15 protein-coding genes are annotated in these 17,210 nt (G+C 73.2%); 5 read left to right on the top strand and 10 right to left on the bottom strand.

Going from position 1 to position 17,210, the window contains the following annotated elements; translation table 11 throughout:
- Positions 1-2 precede the first annotated feature (2 nt).
- Complete coding sequence (locus tag D7147_RS15035; protein ID WP_120678877.1) at positions 3-1,181, bottom strand: trans-sulfuration enzyme family protein; 1,179 nt, start codon at positions 1,179-1,181, stop codon at positions 3-5.
- 83 nt (positions 1,182-1,264) lie between these two features.
- Here D7147_RS15035 and D7147_RS15040 point away from each other — a divergent pair, with 83 nt between their 5' ends.
- Together D7147_RS15040 and D7147_RS15045 are read left to right on the top strand one after the other, a co-directional pair.
- Positions 1,265-1,744, top strand: coding sequence for an Lrp/AsnC family transcriptional regulator (locus D7147_RS15040; RefSeq protein WP_120677977.1), 480 nt, complete (start codon positions 1,265-1,267; stop codon positions 1,742-1,744).
- Positions 1,745-1,790: 46 nt separating this feature from the next.
- A complete protein-coding gene (locus tag D7147_RS15045; RefSeq protein WP_407663360.1) occupies positions 1,791-2,801 on the top strand; it encodes an LLM class flavin-dependent oxidoreductase in 1,011 nt (336 codons plus the stop codon).
- A gap of 695 nt (positions 2,802-3,496) precedes the next feature.
- Here D7147_RS15045 and D7147_RS15050 read toward each other — a convergent pair.
- The 5 genes from D7147_RS15050 to D7147_RS33385 all read right to left on the bottom strand — a co-directional run bounded on the left by D7147_RS15050 (position 3,497) and on the right by D7147_RS33385 (position 9,790).
- A complete protein-coding gene (locus D7147_RS15050; RefSeq protein WP_120677981.1) occupies positions 3,497-3,961 on the bottom strand; it encodes an RrF2 family transcriptional regulator in 465 nt (154 codons plus the stop codon).
- 57 nt (positions 3,962-4,018) lie between these two features.
- Positions 4,019-4,903, bottom strand: a complete 885-nt coding sequence (locus D7147_RS15055; RefSeq protein WP_120677983.1) for an acyl-CoA thioesterase — start codon at positions 4,901-4,903, stop codon at positions 4,019-4,021.
- On the bottom strand, positions 4,900-6,348 hold the full coding sequence (pyk, locus tag D7147_RS15060; protein WP_120677985.1) for a pyruvate kinase: 1,449 nt from the start codon (positions 6,346-6,348) through the stop codon (positions 4,900-4,902). The genes D7147_RS15055 and pyk overlap by 4 nt, the downstream gene beginning before the upstream one ends.
- A gap of 247 nt (positions 6,349-6,595) precedes the next feature.
- The gene (locus D7147_RS15065) at positions 6,596-6,961 is read right to left on the bottom strand and encodes a YciI family protein (RefSeq protein WP_120677987.1); all 366 of its coding nucleotides are present in this window, start codon (positions 6,959-6,961) and stop codon (positions 6,596-6,598) included.
- Between the two features lie 300 nt (positions 6,962-7,261).
- A complete protein-coding gene (locus D7147_RS33385) occupies positions 7,262-9,790 on the bottom strand; it encodes a CHAT domain-containing protein (protein ID WP_147437400.1) in 2,529 nt (842 codons plus the stop codon).
- Between D7147_RS33385 and tnpA the strand changes: the two genes are divergently transcribed.
- Positions 9,789-10,097 carry an IS200/IS605 family transposase gene (gene tnpA / locus D7147_RS15075; protein WP_267900763.1) on the top strand — a complete coding sequence of 103 codons (309 nt, stop codon included), beginning with the start codon at positions 9,789-9,791 and terminating at the stop codon, positions 10,095-10,097. The genes D7147_RS33385 and tnpA overlap by 2 nt on opposite strands.
- A gap of 249 nt (positions 10,098-10,346) precedes the next feature.
- Positions 10,347-11,219 carry an aldo/keto reductase gene (locus D7147_RS15080; RefSeq protein WP_120677993.1) on the top strand — a complete coding sequence of 291 codons (873 nt, stop codon included), beginning with the start codon at positions 10,347-10,349 and terminating at the stop codon, positions 11,217-11,219.
- Positions 11,220-11,317: 98 nt separating this feature from the next.
- On the opposite strand, the gene D7147_RS15085 is transcribed toward D7147_RS15080, so the two are convergent.
- From D7147_RS15085 to D7147_RS15095, 3 genes are all read right to left on the bottom strand, one after another.
- Positions 11,318-11,725, bottom strand: a complete 408-nt coding sequence (locus tag D7147_RS15085) for an effector-associated constant component EACC1 (protein WP_120677995.1) — start codon at positions 11,723-11,725, stop codon at positions 11,318-11,320.
- Between the two features lie 14 nt (positions 11,726-11,739).
- The gene (locus D7147_RS15090; protein ID WP_120677997.1) at positions 11,740-13,911 is read right to left on the bottom strand and encodes a M48 family metalloprotease; all 2,172 of its coding nucleotides are present in this window, start codon (positions 13,909-13,911) and stop codon (positions 11,740-11,742) included.
- Positions 13,912-14,059: 148 nt separating this feature from the next.
- Positions 14,060-14,641 carry a TetR/AcrR family transcriptional regulator gene (locus tag D7147_RS15095; RefSeq protein WP_120678000.1) on the bottom strand — a complete coding sequence of 194 codons (582 nt, stop codon included), beginning with the start codon at positions 14,639-14,641 and terminating at the stop codon, positions 14,060-14,062.
- Positions 14,642-14,856: 215 nt separating this feature from the next.
- Between D7147_RS15095 and D7147_RS15100 the strand changes: the two genes are divergently transcribed.
- The gene (locus D7147_RS15100; protein WP_120678003.1) at positions 14,857-16,311 is read left to right on the top strand and encodes an MFS transporter; all 1,455 of its coding nucleotides are present in this window, start codon (positions 14,857-14,859) and stop codon (positions 16,309-16,311) included.
- A gap of 106 nt (positions 16,312-16,417) precedes the next feature.
- On the opposite strand, the gene D7147_RS15105 is transcribed toward D7147_RS15100, so the two are convergent.
- Positions 16,418-17,209: a hypothetical protein gene (locus tag D7147_RS15105; protein WP_120678005.1), complete on the bottom strand. Its 792-nt coding sequence runs from the start codon at positions 17,207-17,209 to the stop codon at positions 16,418-16,420.
- Position 17,210 lies beyond the last annotated feature (1 nt).

A 17,210-nucleotide genomic window follows, 5' to 3' on the forward strand; every position in this document is an offset into this window, starting at 1 on the left:
TGTCAGCCGATCAGGGCGAGCGCCTGCGCCAGGTCGGCCCGCAGGTCCTCCGGGTCCTCGAGACCGACCGAGATCCGCAGCAGTCCCCCGTCGGGCTTGGCGTCGCCGGCCACCGGGCGGTGGGTCAGCGAGGCGGGGTGCTGGATGAGGGTGTCCACCCCGCCGAGGCTGACGGCGTGGGTGATCAGGCGGCAGGCGCCGGCGACGGTGGCGGCGGCGGGCGCGCCGCCGCGTACGTCGATGGCGAGCAGGCTGCCGGTGCCGCTCATCTGCCGGCCGACGAGCCCGGCCGGGTCGTGCAGGGACGGGTGGTACACCCGCTCGACGGCGGGGTGGTCGGCGCACCAGCCGGCGAGCTTCTCGGCGGCTGCCTGCTGGGCGCGGACCCGGATCGGCAGGGTCTGCAGGCCACGGTGCAGGAGGTACGCCCCGAGCGGGTGGAGGATCGCGCCGGTGACCGCGCGGACCTGCCGGAGCCGGGCCGCCCAGTCGGCGTCGCAGGCGACGACGCCGGCGAGGACGTCGCCGTGGCCGCCGATGCTCTTGGTGGCGCTGTGCAGGACGAGGGTGGCGCCGTGCCGGGTGGGCCGTTGGAGCACCGGGGTGGCGACGGTGTTGTCGACGAGGAGTGGCACGTCGCCGGCGGCGTGGGCGAGGGCGGCGATGTCGACGAGGTCGCAGGTGGGGTTGGCGGGAGTCTCGACGATGACGAGCGCGGTGTCGGGGCGTACGGCGGTGGCGATCTCGTCGGGGCGGGCCCAGGTGACGGCGGTGCCGAGCAGGCCGGTGGCGAGCACGTGGTCGGTTCCGCCGTAGAGGGGGCGGACGGCGACGACGTGGCGGCGGCCGTCGCGGGTGGCGGCGAGCAGGGTGGCGCTGAGCGCGGCCATGCCGCTGGCGAAGGCGACGGAGGCGGCGGTGCCTTCGAGATCGGCGAGGGCGGTCTCGAACCGGGCCACGGTGGGGTTCCAGAGCCGCTGGTAGACGGCGCTGTCGCCGGGTGCGAGCGGTCCGCCGGTGGCGAGGTGCTCGTAGGCGTCGCCGCCGGCGGAGACCGACGGCAGCGGGTTGGTGGTGGAGAGGTCGATGGGCGGCACGTGGACGCCGAGTGCGTTCAGGTCGTCGCGTCCGGCGTGCACGGCGCGGGTGTCCACGGTCGTCACGACGGAAGCGTCGAATATCAGGCTGATGTGACGCAATAGCTCCGAAGATGATTCTGTGAGTAGGGATTGAATTCGAGTGATGTTCGGTACAGGATGGCCGGGTGACCCTTGTATCGAATGATCTGCGGCCGTCGTCCGCCCTCGACGACACCGACCGCGCGATCCTCGCCGAGTTGGCCGCTGACGGGCGGATGCCGAACAACGCGCTGGCGGAGCGGGTCGGCGTGGCGCCGTCGACGTGTCTGGCGCGTACCCGGGCGCTGCGGGAGAGCGGGGCGATCCGCGGTTTCCACGCCGAGATCGACCCGGCGGCGCTGGGTCTGCCGTTGCAGGCGCTGGTCTCCGTGCGGTTGAGCGCGCACGACCGGCAGGTGGTGGATGCGTTCCGGGCTCGGTCGGTGCGGCTGCCGGGGGTGGTGTCGGTCTTCCACGTTGCCGGCGCGGAGGACTACGTGCTGCACGTGCGGGCGGCGTCGGCGGACGCGCTGCGGGACTTCGTACTCGATCACCTGGCCGTGGACCCGGCGGTACAGCACACCCAGACGAGTTTGATCTTCGAGCAGGCGCGGGGCGTGGGTTGAGTCGCATCCGGGAACAAACCCGACGTCCACGGGGTTGGCCACGCTTGTGATCGACGTACCGCTCTCCGTTCTTGACCTTGCGCCGGTCGCCACCGGCGCCACCCCGGGCGAGGCCCTGCGACACACCACCGAGTTGGCCCGCCGCACCGAGGAGCTGGGCTACCACCGGTTCTGGGTGGCCGAGCACCACAACATGCCGGCGATCGCGAGCTCCGCCCCGCCGGTGCTCATCGCGCACCTGGCGGCGGCGACCTCGACGATCCGGCTCGGTTCTGGTGGGGTGATGCTGCCCAACCACGCGCCGCTGGTGGTGGCCGAGCAGTTCGGCACGCTGGAGGCGCTGCATCCGGGCCGGATCGACCTGGGCATCGGCCGCGCCCCGGGTACGGACCAGGTGACGGCCTTGGCGCTGCGCCGGACCATGGAGGGGCTCTCGGCCGAGGGGTTCCCCCGTGAGCTGGCCGACCTGATGAACTACTTCAGCGGCGAGCAGCCGGGCCCGATCACCGCCACTCCGGGCCTGGGCGAGCAGCCGGCGGTCTGGCTGCTCGGTTCGAGCGGGTTCAGCGCCCAGTTGGCCGGTCTGCTCGGGCTGCCGTTCTCGTTCGCGCACCACTTCAGCGCGCAGAACACCCTGCCGGCGCTGATGCTGTACCGGCAGCACTTCCGGCCGTCGCGGTTCCTGGAGAAGCCGTACGCCATGGTGGCGGTCAACGTGTTCTGCGCGGAGACGGACGAGCGCGCGCACTGGCTCGCGGGGCCGGCCGGGCTCTCCTTCCTCCGAATGCGCTCCGGCCGGCCGCAGCCGTTGGCCACCCCGGAGGAGGCCGCGGCGTACCCGTACACCGAGGTCGAGCGGGAGTTCATGGCGCAGCGCCTGGAGGGTCAGGCGGTCGGCTCGCCGGAGACGGTGCGCCGTCAGCTGACCGAGCTGTTGGCGCGTACCGGCGCGGACGAGCTGATGCTCACCACGATGGTCTACGACGTGGCGGACCGGGTGCGCTCGTTCGAGCTGGTCGCCGAGCAGGTCGCCGGCGGCCTGCGGAGGAATGCCTGAAACACGATCTTCATGCTGGTGTCACCCCCGCGACCCGGACGGGGCCTAGGTTCATATCCGGTGGTGGTACGGCATTCCCGGTCGGGACGGGTCGGGAATGCCGCGGTGTGGCGCACCGGGCCGTAGCTGAGCGGATTCCGCGGCTGCGGCCCGGTGCCTGCCGCGACACCGTCTCGTCGGCGCGCATTTATCGGACCCTCTGGACGCTCGGGCGTTGACGCTCTGGTCGGTGCTGCCTCGCTGGTCCGTGCTGCCGAGCTGTTCGAAGGCTGACCCCTCGCCGTGCCGCTGCCGACCCCTTGATTCCCGGCCGTCGGCCATTACGGAGCGCAACTTTCCGGCGGGGTGGAGTGGACCTCGCCGCCGCCTTTGCTCTGCACCCCTATACGCGCCAGTCGCGCACCGTCACCGAATTCGGCTGCCCGACTCGGGGCTCGCCTTCGAAAACCCCAGCTCGGCGGGGTGGTGCGTCGGCGGGTGCAGAGCAAAGGGCCGAAAGAGCGAGGCACCGCCAGGCGGCGGCGGCAGCTCTCCGTAGTCAGTACGGACGGTTACTTCGGTGGCGGAGCCGCGGCGCGGCGGCCGGACAGGGCCCGTCGGCCCGGACAGGGGGCCCGCCAGCCAGCGCGCGGCGCCGGCGGTGGCGGGGCGGGACTGCGGTGGTGCGGGCGGGGTCGGCAGGCCCAGCCGTGGGATCAGGTCCAGGCGCGCGGGTCGGCGGCCAGCTCGGTGACCCGCGACGGCAACGTCCCGCCGGCCACGTCGGCGATCGTCACCAGCTCCAGGATCTCCCGCTCGCTCGCCCGCAGGGCGATCCAGACCTCCTGCAACGAGCGGGCCGGGCCGTGGTAGCCGAGCTGCTCCGGACGCTGCCCCCGAACGTGGGCGAGCGGCCCGTCGATCACCCGGATCACCTCGGCCAACGAGATCTCGTCCGCCGGGCGGGCCAGCCAGTAGCCGCCCTCGGGACCACGCTGGGCTTGGACGATGCCGCCGCGGCGCAGCTGCAGCAGGATGCTCTCCAGGAACTTCGGCGGGATCTCCTGGGCCCGGGCGATCTGGTCGGCGGTGACCGGCCGGCCCCGTCCCGGCCCGGTGGCCGTCGCCGCGAGCTCGGCGGTCGCACGGAGGGCGTAGTCGACCCGAGCGGAGAGACGCATGCCGCAAAGGTTATCGGGCTGGTCAGCCGCCCGGTCCGCCGACCCTCGGCCGATCGGTCACGCGCCGACGCGCCGCAGCAGCCCCTCCTGCACGGCGCTGGCGATCTGGCGGCCGTCCGTGGTGAACATCCGCCCGGTGGCCAACCCCCGGGCACCCGACGCCGACGGGCTCCAGCAGTCGTAGAGGAACCACTCGTCGGCGCGGAACGGCCGGTGGAACCAGAGCGCGTGGTCGAGGCTGGCCCCGACGACCCCGCCCGGACCCCACACCTCGCCGTGCACGGAGAGCACCGAGTCGAGCAGGGTCAGGTCGGAGGCGTACGTCAGCGCGCAGGCGTGCAGCAGCGGGTCGTCCGGCAGCTTGCCGTCGATCCGCATCCACACCCGCTGGTGCGGGTTGGCGGGGCGGTCGCCCGGGCGGACCCAGCCGGGCTCGCCGACGTAGCGGACGTCGATCGGGCGCGGAATCTGGGACCAGATGCCGAGCCGTTCGGGATAGCGGGCGAGCCGGTCGGGCATCGTCGGCACCTCGTCCGGCCCCGGCACGTCCAGCGGCGCCGGCGCCTGGTGGTCCAGCCCCTCCTCCACCCGCTGGAAGGAGGCCGACATGAAGAAGATCGGCTTGTCGTGCTGGAGGGCCACCGAGCGGCGTACCGAGAAGGAGCGCCCGTCCCGGACGTTCTCCACCTGGTACTCGATCGGTTCGGCCGGGTCGCCGGGGCGGACGAAGTAGCCGTGCAGCGAGTGCACGAACCGCTCCCGGTCGACCGTACGGCCGGCGGCCACCAGCGCCTGGCCGGCGACCTGCCCGCCGTACACCCGCTGCGGCCCGACGGGCGGGCTCATCCCCCGGAAGGTCATGGTGGCGGTCTGTTCGAGATCGAGCACCTCGAGCAGCTGGTCGACCGCGGCCTGGCCGACCACGACCTTCGGGTCGGTCACTGCAAGGCCCGCGCCGAGGCCGCGTCGACCAACGATCCGAGCTGGTGCACGCGGAGCGTGTTGGTCGAGCCGGGGGTGCCGGGCGGGCTGCCCGCCACGATCACCACGTAGTCGCCGGGGTTGGCCCGGTTGAGGCCGAGCAGCGCCTCGTCGACCTGGCGGAACATGTCGTCGGTGTGCTCGACGAAGGGCATCAGGAACGTCTCGACGCCCCAGGCGAGGGCGAGCTGGTTGCGCACCTCCGGCACGGGGGTGAAGGCCAGCAGCGGCAGGTCACAGTGCAGTCGGCTGAGCCGCCGCACCGTGTCGCCGGTCTGGGAGAAGGCGACCAGCGCCTTGGCGCCGATGGCCCGTGCGATGGAGGAGGCGGCGATGGTGAGGGCGCCGCCGTGGGTACGCGGGTCGTGCTGCAGCCGCGGCACGGCGAACGAGCCGCACTCGGTGGTCGTCACGATCCTGGCCATGGTGCTGACGGTGAGCACCGGGTACTTGCCGACGCTGGTCTCACCGGAGAGCATCACCGCGTCCGCGCCGTCGAGCACCGCGTTGGCCACGTCGGAGGCCTCGGCGCGGGTCGGGCGGGAATTCTCGATCATGGAGTCGAGCATCTGGGTCGCCACGATGACCGGCTTGGCGTTCTCCCGGCAGAGCTGCACGGCGCGCTTCTGCACCAGCGGGACCTCGTCCAGCGGCATCTCGACGCCGAGGTCACCGCGGGCGACCATGACGCCGTCGAAGGCCAGCACGATGGCCTCCAGATGGTCCACCGCCTCCGGCTTCTCGACCTTGGCCAGCACCGGCCGCTGCACTCCGACCTCGTTCATGATCGCGTGCACGCGCTTGATGTCGTCGGGCGAGCGGACGAAGGACAGCGCGATCATGTCGGCGCCGAGGCCGAGCGCGAAGCGCAGGTCCTCCTCGTCCTTCTCCGACAGCGCCGGAACGCTGACCGCCACGTTCGGCAGCGACACGCCCTTGTTGTTGGAGACCGGGCCGCCCTCGGTGACCAGGCAGCGGATGTCGTTGCCCTGCACGTCGGTGACCTCGACGGCGACGCGGCCGTCGTCGATCAGCAGCCGGTCACCGGGCTTCACCTCCTGCGGCAGCCGCTTGTAGGTGCAGGAGACGCGGTCCTTCGTGCCGAGGATGTCGTCGCTGGTGATCACGACGGAGTCGCCGGTACGCCACTCGTACGGGCCGTCGGCGAACTTGCCCAGGCGGATCTTGGGACCCTGGAGGTCGGCGAGGACCGCCACCGGGGAACCGGCCGCCTCGGCCGCCTCCCGGACCAGCCGATAAACGGCTTCGTGGTCGGCGTGGCTGCCGTGACTGAAGTTGAGTCTCGCCACATTCATCCCGGCCTCTACGAGCCCCCGGATGCGCTCCGGGGAAGAGGTGGCGGGGCCGAGAGTACAGACGATCTTCGCGCGGCGTGTCACGCCCATCAGGCTAGTCTCTCCTCCGGGTCGGGCTGCTGACCGACCCCCTCGCGGGCTGCGGAACAATTCTCCACCGACACGCGAACACGCGTGGAACACAGGGTGGAACCGCATCCGGGACGTTCTGGCTGGCGGGCAACGGCGACCGCGCGCCGGGAATCGTACGCCTCCCGTTCCGGCCGGGTGCCGGGTCCTCCCGGCCCGAGCGCGAGCCGTATCCGCACGAAGTCAGTGGCCGTCCGCGCCGCCGCCCTCAGCTCTCGGTCTTCGCGAGGGGGAACTCCAGCGACCCGGCCGGGCAGAGGAAGGTCATCACGTCCACCCGGTAGAGCCCCGCCTGCACCGCGGGGTCGGCCTCCATCACGCTGCGCACGTCCTCCACTGAGCCGGTACGGGCCAGCCCGAACCCGATCGGCGGGTCCGGGTTGTCCGCCCGCCCGTCGACCGAGCCGGAGACCAGGACGATGCCGCGCCGGTGCAGCGCGTCCATGTGCTCGGCGTGCTCGGCCTGCAGCCGCTGGATGGTCTGGGTCGACAGCGCTCGGCCGGCCCGCCCCGGGTAGAGCACGATGCACTCGTACGTGTCGAGCGCGAAGTCGACCTGCGGCACTCCCGCCATTGCAGCCCCCTCCCGCCGTGCGCGCCGTCGCCCGCCCACGGGTCGGCATCACCGGCACCGGCTCAGCGTCGCACGGGCCGTGACGGCGTGGTCGCCGCTCGGTCATTCCGGCCGGAGCGCCCCGTTCCGACCGGAGCTGCCGGATCCGTTCCGTCCCGCACCGTTCGGGGGTTCCGTCCCCGGTGGCGTTGCGACCTCGCACTGCTGCGGGCGGCGCACGGCCCGCTCTCCGGGGCGGCGCTGCCACCGGCGCCCCTCGGTGACCACCGGGAGGCGGTGGCGCCGGCCCGCCGAGGCCGGTCACGGCCCGATGTGGACGTAACCCGCCCAGAGGTCCGGCCGGCCGGGCAGCACGGCACGGAGCCGGCGCACCGCGTGGTGCAGGGCGGGCGCGGCACGTTCCGGGTCGATACCGCCGGGCACCGCGAGCCGCGCGTAGAACTCCGCGCTGAGCTGCGCGGCCAGCGCGTCCGAGATGGACCAGAGCGCGCCGATGACGTGCCGGAAGCCGGCGAGCTGGAACGCGGTGCCGAGGGTGAGCGCCTCGTCCGCCAGGGCCGCCCCACCGCGTACCGTCTCGCAGGCGGACAGCACGGCGAGGGCCGCGGCGGTGCCGGCGGGGCGCCACAGGTCGCGCACCTGCAGCGGCCCGCCGGAGAGCACGAGCCGCCCCTCGGTCGGCGCGTCCAGGCGCTGGGTGCCGTGGCAGCAGAGGTGGACGACCGGCTGTCGGGGCAGCGCGGCGAGGACCGCCTGCGGTGTCGCGGCCGGGCCGGTCAGGGAGGTCACCTGCGGCAGATACCGGCGGACGACGCCCTCCTCGCGCGCCACCGCGGGCAGGTCGGCCAGGCCCGGTGTCCGCGGCATGCCGACCACCAGCGCGGAGGTGATCGGTCCCCCGCCGGCCGGCGCCGCGTCGCGGGCTCGCCGCAGCGCCCGCAGCGACGCGGTGTACGACGGCACGACCCGGTCCAGCACGCCGTCGCGGCCCTCCATCGGCGCGGCGGCGTGCAGCGGCAGCAGGGTGAGCAACCCGGTGGGGCACCACCAGAGCCGGGGCCAGCTCGACCCTTCGGGCAGCGTGGCGGTCGGAGCGAGCGCGTCGATGTACAGCCGGTGACCGTCCGGCGGGAACGGCGGCAGGGCCGCGCGTACGTCGCGCAGCAGGTCGACCGATTCGTCGACGTCCGCCAGGTCTCCGGTCAGCTGGTGCCGGAGCAGGAGGGCGAGGGCGAGGATGTGGACGACCGGGGCACGCTCCTCGTCGGCCTCGTGCCGGGCCAGCTCGGCGGCCTCCCGCAGCAGCGTGACGGCCGTCTGCGCGTCCCGTTCCAGCTCGGGGGGCGGCGGGTGGCCGTCGGCGCCGATTCTTGCCGGCCCACCGGCCTTCGGTGTCGCGTCGGTCATTCCCTCGACCGCCAGGTCGACCCGCCGGTTCAGGGCCGCGCCGTAGTTGGTGAGGACGAGCAGCCGGTCGGGGTGACCGGGCGGGGCCGCCTCCAGGGCCCGGCGCAGTACGGCGACCGCCTCGGTGAGGGTCGCCAGATCCTGCGTATGGGCGAAGAGCGCCTGCAGGGCGACGCCCAGGTTGGACAGGGATTGGGGCAGCAGCGGCGAATCGGCGGCGGCCGCGACGGCGGCGCGTAGCGTGGCCACGGCCGGCTCCAGCAGCTCGGGCTCCCCCGCCGCGTCGGCCAACTCGCGCCGGGCCTCGCCGAGGTCGCGCAGGAGGTGGGGGCGTTCCGGGTGACCGGCCGGGAGCAGTCGCTCCGCCTCGGCCAGCAGGTCGTGGCACTCCCGCAGGGTGTCGAGACCGAGCAGGCCGGTGTGGTGGCGGTGCAGGACGTGGCCGAGGTCGCGCAGGAGCAGGGCCCGCGTCACCGGCTCGTCCGTGGCGGCGACCGCCGTGCGGAGCAGCCGCAGTGACTCGGTGAGGTCGCCGCGGTGCCGGTGCAGCTCGTAGCGGGAGGCCAGCAGGCCGCCCAGTGCGCGTCGCAGCCCGGCCCGGTCGGCTCCGGCCGCGGCGTCCACCGCCGTCCGGTACGCGAAGATCGCCCCGTCCAGGTCGGCCGGGGCGTGGCTGTCTTCGTACCGCTGGCCGAGCAGGGCCGCGAGACCGATCCGGGCGAGGTCGGCGAGGTCGGCGAGGTCCTTCGGCAGGCTGCCCGCCACGGCCACCGCGGCCCGGTTCGCCTCGATCGCCGCGTCCAGGTCGGCCGGGGTGCGTCGCTCGGTGTACCGCTCGGTGATCACCATGGCGTACATCAGGGCCGCCCCGGGGTCGGCCGCGGCCGCGAGGACCTCCACGGCGCGGTCGAGGTCGGTCGGGTCGCCGCGACGATGCCAGCGGTCCCGTAGCCGCTGGCCGAGGTTGATCCGGGCCGGCACGGGCAGCGGTGCCCCGCCGGCGTCGGCGAGGACGGCCTCGTCGAGCAGGCGGATCGACTCGTCCAACGCCGCGACGTCGTCGAGGAGCTCGTACCGGTCGCTCAGCACGGTAGCGAGGTTGAACAGCCGGAACGCCCGCTGCGGGTCGCCGGGCGGCGTCGACGCGAGGCTCCCCCGGTGCGCGTCGATCGCCGCCTGCAGGGCGGCACGGCGACCGAGGTGGCGGAACTGGTCCCGATACACCCGTCCCAGCGCGGAGAGGTGGTGCAGCCGCTGCGGCGCGCCCTCCGGGGTGATGGCGAGCGCCTGGCGCAGCAGCGCCGCCGCCCGGTCGGCGACGGAGTAGTCGCCGTCGCGTTCGGCCGCGGCCATCAGGGCCACGGCCTCCAGGAGGAGTTCCGTCCCCCGCCGGAGGCCCCGCGCCGGCTCCGGCTCCGACATGCCGCCCATGGAAGCGATCATGCTAGACGTGTGCCGAGACTTCGAAGCCGAACTGGTCGAGTTCAACGGCGCAAACAACCACGTCCACCTGCTCGTCAACTACCCGCCCAAGGTCGCCGTGGCCCGGCTGGTCAACGGCCTCAAAGGCGTCTCCTCACGCCGGCTGCGACAGGAGTTCCCCGACCTGGCGCGGCACTACTACCGGGCAAACAAGCTCTGGTCGGGTTCGTACTTTGCGGGCTCCGTCGACGGGGCACCGTTGAGCGTCGTGAAGCAGTACATCGAGCAGCAGAACCGTCCCACTTAAGGCACTGCTCGAGCCCGACGGCCCTCCCAGCGCGGGCCTTCACCCCCGGCCTGAAGGCCGGAGCACTGGCCCGCATTCCGGTAGCAGAGTGGGCCGGGTGAGGCCAGCGCCAAGCCGACGCCGAGGCGGCCGTGCCGGCCGCGGGCCGACGGGTTGCCCCGCGAAGGGGCGCGCCCGACGTTGGCCGCGTCGGCGGCCGGGGTGGGGGTTAGATTGGCCGACGATGGTGGAACACGACAGGGGGAACTCATGGCAAGCAACGCCGAGGCCCGGCCCGCGAAGGCCGCCGGCACGTACCGGATCGGCGGCGACCTCGAGGTGGACCGGCTCGGCTACGGGGCGATGCAGCTCACCGGCCCGGGCGTCTGGGGCGACCCGAAGGACCCGCAGGAGGCGGTCCGGGTGCTGCGCCGGGCTGTCGAACTCGGCGTGACGTTCATCGACACCGCCGACTCGTACGGGCCGTTCGTCTCGGAGCTGCTGATCCGCGAGGCGCTGCACCCGTACGCCGACGATCTGGTCATCGCGACCAAGGCGGGCTTCACCCGGGCCGGGCCGGGCGACTGGCGTCCGCTGGGGCGTCCGGAGTACCTGCGCCAGCAGTGCGAGCTGAGCCTGCGCCACCTCGGCCTGGACTGCATCCCGCTCTACCAGCTGCACCGGATCGACCCGACGGTGCCGCTCGCCGACCAGCTCGGCGAGCTGGCCCTGCTCAAGCAGGAGGGGAAGATCCGGCACATCGGTCTCTCCGAGGTGACGGTCGAGCAGGTCGAGGCGGCCCGGAAGATCACCCCGATCGTGTCGGTGCAGAACCTGTACAACCTGGCCGACCGCCACTTCGAGGACGTGCTGGAGTACTGCGAAAGCAACGACCTCGCGTTCATCCCCTGGTTCCCGATCGCGACCGGCAACCTGGCCCGTCCCGGCGGGCCGCTGGACGCCATCGCCGCCGAGCACAGCGCGACGCCCGCGCAGCTCGCGCTCGCCTGGCTGCTGCGCCGCTCGCCGGTGATGCTGCCGATCCCGGGTACGTCCTCCGTCGCGCACCTGGTGGAGAACGTCGCCGCGGCCGAGGTGAAGCTCACCGACGCCGAGTTCGAGGCGCTGGCCAAGGCCACCTGACCGGACGGTCACGAGAACCGCAGCCGGTCGGCCCGTCCGACGCACGCCCCGCGACAGCGTGGGCATCGGACGGGCCGGACCGGCGGCCGGCGGGTGGGTCAGCCGGCGGTCTCCGTACCGGTCTGCTCCGCGCGGGCGATCCGTAGCGCCTCGGTCGCCTGCGCGAGCAGCCGGGCCGAGTCGGTGCGGCCGTTGACCTGAAGCTCCACCTCGGTCTCCCCGGTCTGGATCCGGATGCTCGCCTCGGTGCGCTGCTGGTCGACCCAGGACTGGAGCAGGTTGAACAGCCCCGGCAGGAGCGCCTGCGCCACCACGGCGATGATCACCGCGTCGCTGAAGCCGGCCCGCCCGCCGCCTGCTCCGCCGGCGCTGCGTACCACCGGCCGGTACTCCGGTCGGCGGTGGATCCAGTCCAGCAGCGTCACCGGGGGCGCCTGCCGTTGACGCGGCGTGATGGTCAGCCGGAACGGTTGGCGCGCCACGGGGTCGGGGTTCGTCTCGGTCACCTGCGGCTCCTCTCTCAGTCGTCGCCGTTGCCGGGCTGGAACGTGAGGGTGTCGCCCGATGCGGTCAGCAGACCGACGACGGCGACCTGATCCTCGTCGTCGAAGGGGCTCGGCCCGCCGAAGTACGTCTCGGTTCCGGTGGCCCGAACGCGCCCCTGACCTTCGGCCGGGGTGCTGACCCGGGCGGTGTCCGGGCCGAGCAGATTCACCACGACCTCCGGGTACTCGAGGATCTCCCAGCTGATCTTCTGCACGGTGCCCCCGGAGTGGTCGAACGGGCAGCCCGTCGGCGCGGCCACGGTCTGCTTCGCGCACTCGTCCAGGTAGGCGCGTACCCGCTCCTGCGCGGTGGCGGTGACCTCCGGGCGCAGCACCGGGGCCAGGGCGAAGGCCGCGCCGGTGGTCTGCCCCGGAACCAGCACGATCTTCTCGGTCGGCACCTCGCTGAGCGCGCTGCCCGGTGCGCTCGCGGTGTGGACGCCGGGCAGGAGCGAGATCGGCGGGGAGTCCTCGCTGGGCGACGGGATCGGCACGCCGTTCACCGTCAGCCCGTCGCGCCCGGGTGGTAGGCCGACCGTGGCGAGGCCGTCCTGGAGCCGCCAGCCGTGGAACAACCCGGCGGTGGCGGACTCGGCGCGGTGCAGCCGCAACTCGGCCTGCTGCTCCGTGCCGGCCAACCGGAAGGAGATGGTGGCCGTGGCCGTCTCTTCCTCGCGCTCGATCGCGGTGATCTCGACGTCGGTCGGCGGCTCATAGCCCTCGCCCCGGATCAGGTCGGCGAGGAGTTCCCGGTCGGCGGTCGGCACCGCCCCGGGGTCCAGCAGGTCGAGCGCGGCGTCGGCGTCCCGATCGGCCAGCGCGTCGAAGTATCCGTCGACGGCCGACTGCGGCCGGAAGAAGGCCCACTGCACGACGCCGAGCCCGGCGGTGCCGACGACGAGGGCCGCCACGACCAGTCCGGCCACCAGCCAGGAGCGCGGGGTGCCGAAATCACCGGGACGGCCGAAGAGCGTCTCCGTGGTGAGCGGGACCGGCGCCACGGCAGGCTGCTCCGTCGTACGGTCGAGCCGGTCGAGCCGCAGCTCGTGCGGCGGGTGGGTGGCGCAGACCGCCTCGTCCCAACCGCTGCGTCCGCCCTCGAAGGATCTACGCCGTTCCAGGACGCTGCGCAACCCCTCGACATGACCGGTGAAGACCGCCCCCAGATCCGCCCGGTACTCCGCCGCCCGCACGTCCTGGGCGTGCAGCGGCAGCACCACGTACCGCATGGTCAGCAGGATCGGCCAGAAGATCAGGAAGACCACGAACTTGGTGCCGGTGTGCGGGAACGTCCGCATCAGCCAGGTCGGCAACGCGTGCGCCAGGGTGAGCGGAAGCGCGACACCCCGCACGAACGCGCTGGTGACCTCGTCGCCGGTACGCCAGTGCACCAGTTCGTGGCTGAACAGCGCGGCGATCTCCTCGTCCGGCTCGTCGAGCACGCTGGAGGTGATCACGATGTGCCGGGTGTACGTCCGGGCGTTGGTGAGCACCGCGCCGTCCTCGATAAGCAGCCGCGGCACGGTGGGCAGGCCGAGTCGCCGGGCACAGTCCTCGAGGATGGGCAGCAGCCGGGCCTGCTCCCGTCGGCTGAGCTCACGGGCCCCGGAGACCACCATCAGCCGCGGCTCCAGCAGCACCCGGTAGATCGTGTAGAGCAGCCCGATCAGCGCGGCGGCGACCGTGGTGCCGAGCAGACCGGCGAGCAGGGCGAACGGCTCGTCGAGAACCTCCCGCCAGGGCAGCAGCACGACGATCAGGAAGCCGCCGACCGCGCCGAGCGCGAAGCCGACGAAGCCGCCGAGCACTCCGCCCGAGCGGCTGAGAACGGCGTCGAGCAGGTCACCGACGAGCGGGGTGTCCCGGATCGCGGCGGGCAGCTGGTCCTCGGTGCCGAGGGCGCCGGCGAAGACGCTGACGAACGCGCCGAGCACGCCGCCCCAGACCGCGGCGAACAGGGCCACCGGCAGGTAGAACCAGGTGGCGACGAAGGCGCCCAGCACGCCGCGCCAGTCGCGCAGGATTCCGGCCCGCAGCCAGACCAGTGCGTTCGGGTAGCCGGGTGGACGGTTGGTGATACGCCCGGGGGCCGGGCTCGGATCCGGCGGCGGTTCGGCGGCGCGCACCGCCGCGGGTGGTTCGGTCATGTCGTAACTCCTCAGCGCACCCACAGAATCGACAGTGGACAGACCGAGCAGACTATCGAGATGAGCCGATGGTTTCAGACCCGTCGGGCGCTCCGGTCGGCCAGCCGACACGAGAGAGGAGCGGGCTTCCGCACCCGACGGGGTCGCGTCAGGCGAAGGCGGGCGGGTAGCGCAGCCCGTCCAGGGCGATGGCCAGCACCCGATCACGCTGGCCCGGCTCCGGGAACTGGAACGCGACGATGCCGCTGATCAACCGCACCACGTCGTCGAAGCTGGTGTCGGGGCGCACCGCTCCGGCCTGCTGGGCGCGGCTCAGCAGGGGCTCACCGGCGGCGTAGATCTCGGTGCGGCACCGGCGGAAGACCTCGGAGTCGTACGCCAGCTCCTCGCGGAGCGCCCGCTTGGTGGCCGCGTACGCAACGAACCGGTTCAGCCAGGCGACGAGCGCGTCCCAGGGCGACAGGTGCGCCACGTCGGCCACCGAGCGGCTGAGCGCCTGCACCTCGTCGACGTAGACCGCCTCGAAGAGTTCCCGGCGGCTCGGGAAGTTCCGGTAGAGGGTGCCGATGCCGACCCCGGCCCGCCGGGCGACCTCCTCCAGCGACGCGTTGACGCCGCTCTCGCCGAAGACCTCCCGGGCGGCGCTGAGCAGGGCGTCGTAGTTCCGCTGGGCGTCGGCCCGCCTGGGCCGTCGCGCGAGGTATTCCCCCAGCTCATGGGTGCTGGCCATGGCGGACGTCACACCTCCTCGGTTGCTACCGGAGGCATCCCTCCAGTAAGTTTGCGGAGGCACCCCTCCGGAACTGTCCGGAGCCGTGCCTCCGGATAGCTTACCCGGATCCTCCGGCCGGTCCCACCGATGGCCCACCGCACGCAGGAGCGGCCCGGCGGCTGACCGCCGCCACCGCATCCTCTTCCCTCCGTACCGATTTGGGAGTTCACTCCGTGACCGAGACCACCCGACGCGGCTCGCGTCGGCTGACCTTCCTCGTCCTCGCGGCCGGCGCCGGCTTCTTCGCGATGCTCCAGTCGCTGATCACCCCGGTGCTGCCCGTCATCCAGCACGACCTGCACACCTCCCAGAACACCGTGACCTGGGTGCTCACCGCCTACCTGCTCTCCGCGTCGATCTTCACGCCGATCCTCGGCCGGGTCGGCGACATGATCGGCAAGGGACGGATGCTGGTCGTCGCCCTCGTCGCGCTCGCGGTCGGCTGCCTGCTCGCCGCCATCGCGCCGAGCATCGGCGTGCTGATCATCGCCCGCGTCGTCCAGGGCATCGGCGGCGCGGTCTTCCCGCTCTCGTTCGGCATCATCCGCGACGAGTTCCCCGCCGCGCGGGTGAGCTCCTCGGTCGCCACCATCTCGGCGATCATCGCGGCCGGTGGCGGCCTCGGCGTCGTGCTGGCCGGTCCGATCGTCTCCGTACTCGGCTACCGGTGGCTGTTCTGGATCCCGATGGTCGTCGTGGGCCTCACCGCGCTCGCGGCGTACCGGTTCGTGCCGGAGTCGCCGGTCCGCTCGCCCGGCCGGATCAACGTCTGGGCCACCCTGCTGCTCTCCGGCTGGCTGGTGGCGCTGCTGCTGCCCGTCAGCAAGGGCGCGACCTGGGGCTGGACCTCGGGCCGGGTGCTCGGCCTGCTGGCGCTCGCCGTCGTGCTGCTGATCGGCTGGCTGGTCGCCGAGGTGCGCTCCGCGAACCCGCTGATCGACATGCGGATGATGCGCCTGCCCGGGGTGTGGACGACCAACCTGGTCGCCCTGCTCTACGGCGGGTCGATGTTCGCGATCTACGCCTTCGTGCCGCAGTTCGTGCAGACCCCGTCCAGCGCCGGCTACGGCTTCGGCGCGAGCGTCACCCAGGCCGGGCTGCTGATGCTGCCGATGCTGGTCGGCATGTTCGTCGCCGGCATCGTCGCCGGTCGGCTGCAGGCCCGGTTCAGCGCCAAGGCTCAGCTGGCCACCGGCGCGGTGTTCAACGTGGCCGCCTCGGCCATGCTGGCCCTCGCCCACGACACCCGCCTGGAGATCGGCGTGGCCGGCGCCCTCGTCGGCATCGGCATCGGGCTGGCGTTCGCGTCCATGGCCAACCTGATCGTGGCCAACGTCGCGCCCAGCCAGACCGGCGTGGCCACCGGGATGAACGCGAACATCCGCACCATCGGCGGCGCGATCGGCGCGGCCGTGGTGAGCAGCGTGATCACCGCCAACCCGCAGGCGAGCGGCCTGCCCCGGGAAGCCGGCTTCACCACCGGCTTCGTGCTGCTGACCGCGATCGCCCTGGCCGCCGCGGTGGCCGCGCTGATCGTCCCCTCGGGCCGCCGCGCCACGGGCCGTCGCACGCCCGTCCCGGCCCCCGGAACCGAGCTGAGCGAGGGGCTCGCGACCGCCGGTCGCTGACTCGTCGCGTCATCGTGCCCCCGGGAACACCGGTCGCCTCACCGCGAGGTCACCGGCGTTCCCGGGGGTCGTCGCGTCACCCCCCGCCGCCACTCCGCCGGCCGCTTCACCGCACGATCCGCAGCAGCAGCAGGTAACCGCAGTAGGCCAACGGGACCAACAGGAAGCAGACCGCCACGCCCAGCACCGGGTGGCGCGCGACACCGGTCTCCTCCATCGGCGCCCGCCCCCACCTGCCCAGCACCAGCCATCCGGAGATCAGTGATCCGGCGGGCAGCCCGGCGCACATCCAGGCGTAGAGCGGGCCGGCACCGAGCGCGCCGAGACCGGAGGCGAGCACCATCGCGAACATCAGCACCACGCCCGCCCCGGCCGAGGCCAGGTAGACCACCGCCGCCCGGGCCACGGGCGACCAGGCCGGCAGCAGCATCGGCCGCCTTGCCAGCAGCTCCGCCTGTTGCCCGTGGCGGTCCGCCTCGTCGGCGTAGCGCCGGGCCAGCTCCAGCTCGACCACGGCGTCGCGCTGCGACACCGCGGGCGCGCTCGCCGACGCCGCACCGTCGCACGCCTCGACCACGGGCCGAGCCGGCGCGGCGGTCGCGCCGGCGGTCGGCCCCGGGTCCGGGTCCGGGGCGACAACGGCCGGCGGGTCGCCGACCGGAGTCGAGGGCCCCGCCGGGGCGGTGCCGGGCTCGGCCGCCGGGGCGGCCGCAGGCGGCTCCCCGATCGCCCGGCCGAGCAGGTCGAGACGCCTGCCCTGCGCGGTCAACCGCCCGTCGAGGAAGTCGGCAGCGGCGTGCAGGTCACGGCGGCGCTCGGCGGCGGCGACGCTCTGCGCACCGGCCCCGCGCCGCTCGGCGAGTAGGCGGGCCAGCTCCGCGTACTCCTCGAAGGTCACC

Origin of the sequence: Micromonospora musae (assembly GCF_003626545.1) — a bacterium.
GTDB classification, from domain to species: Bacteria; Actinomycetota; Actinomycetes; order Mycobacteriales; family Micromonosporaceae; genus Micromonospora; species Micromonospora musae.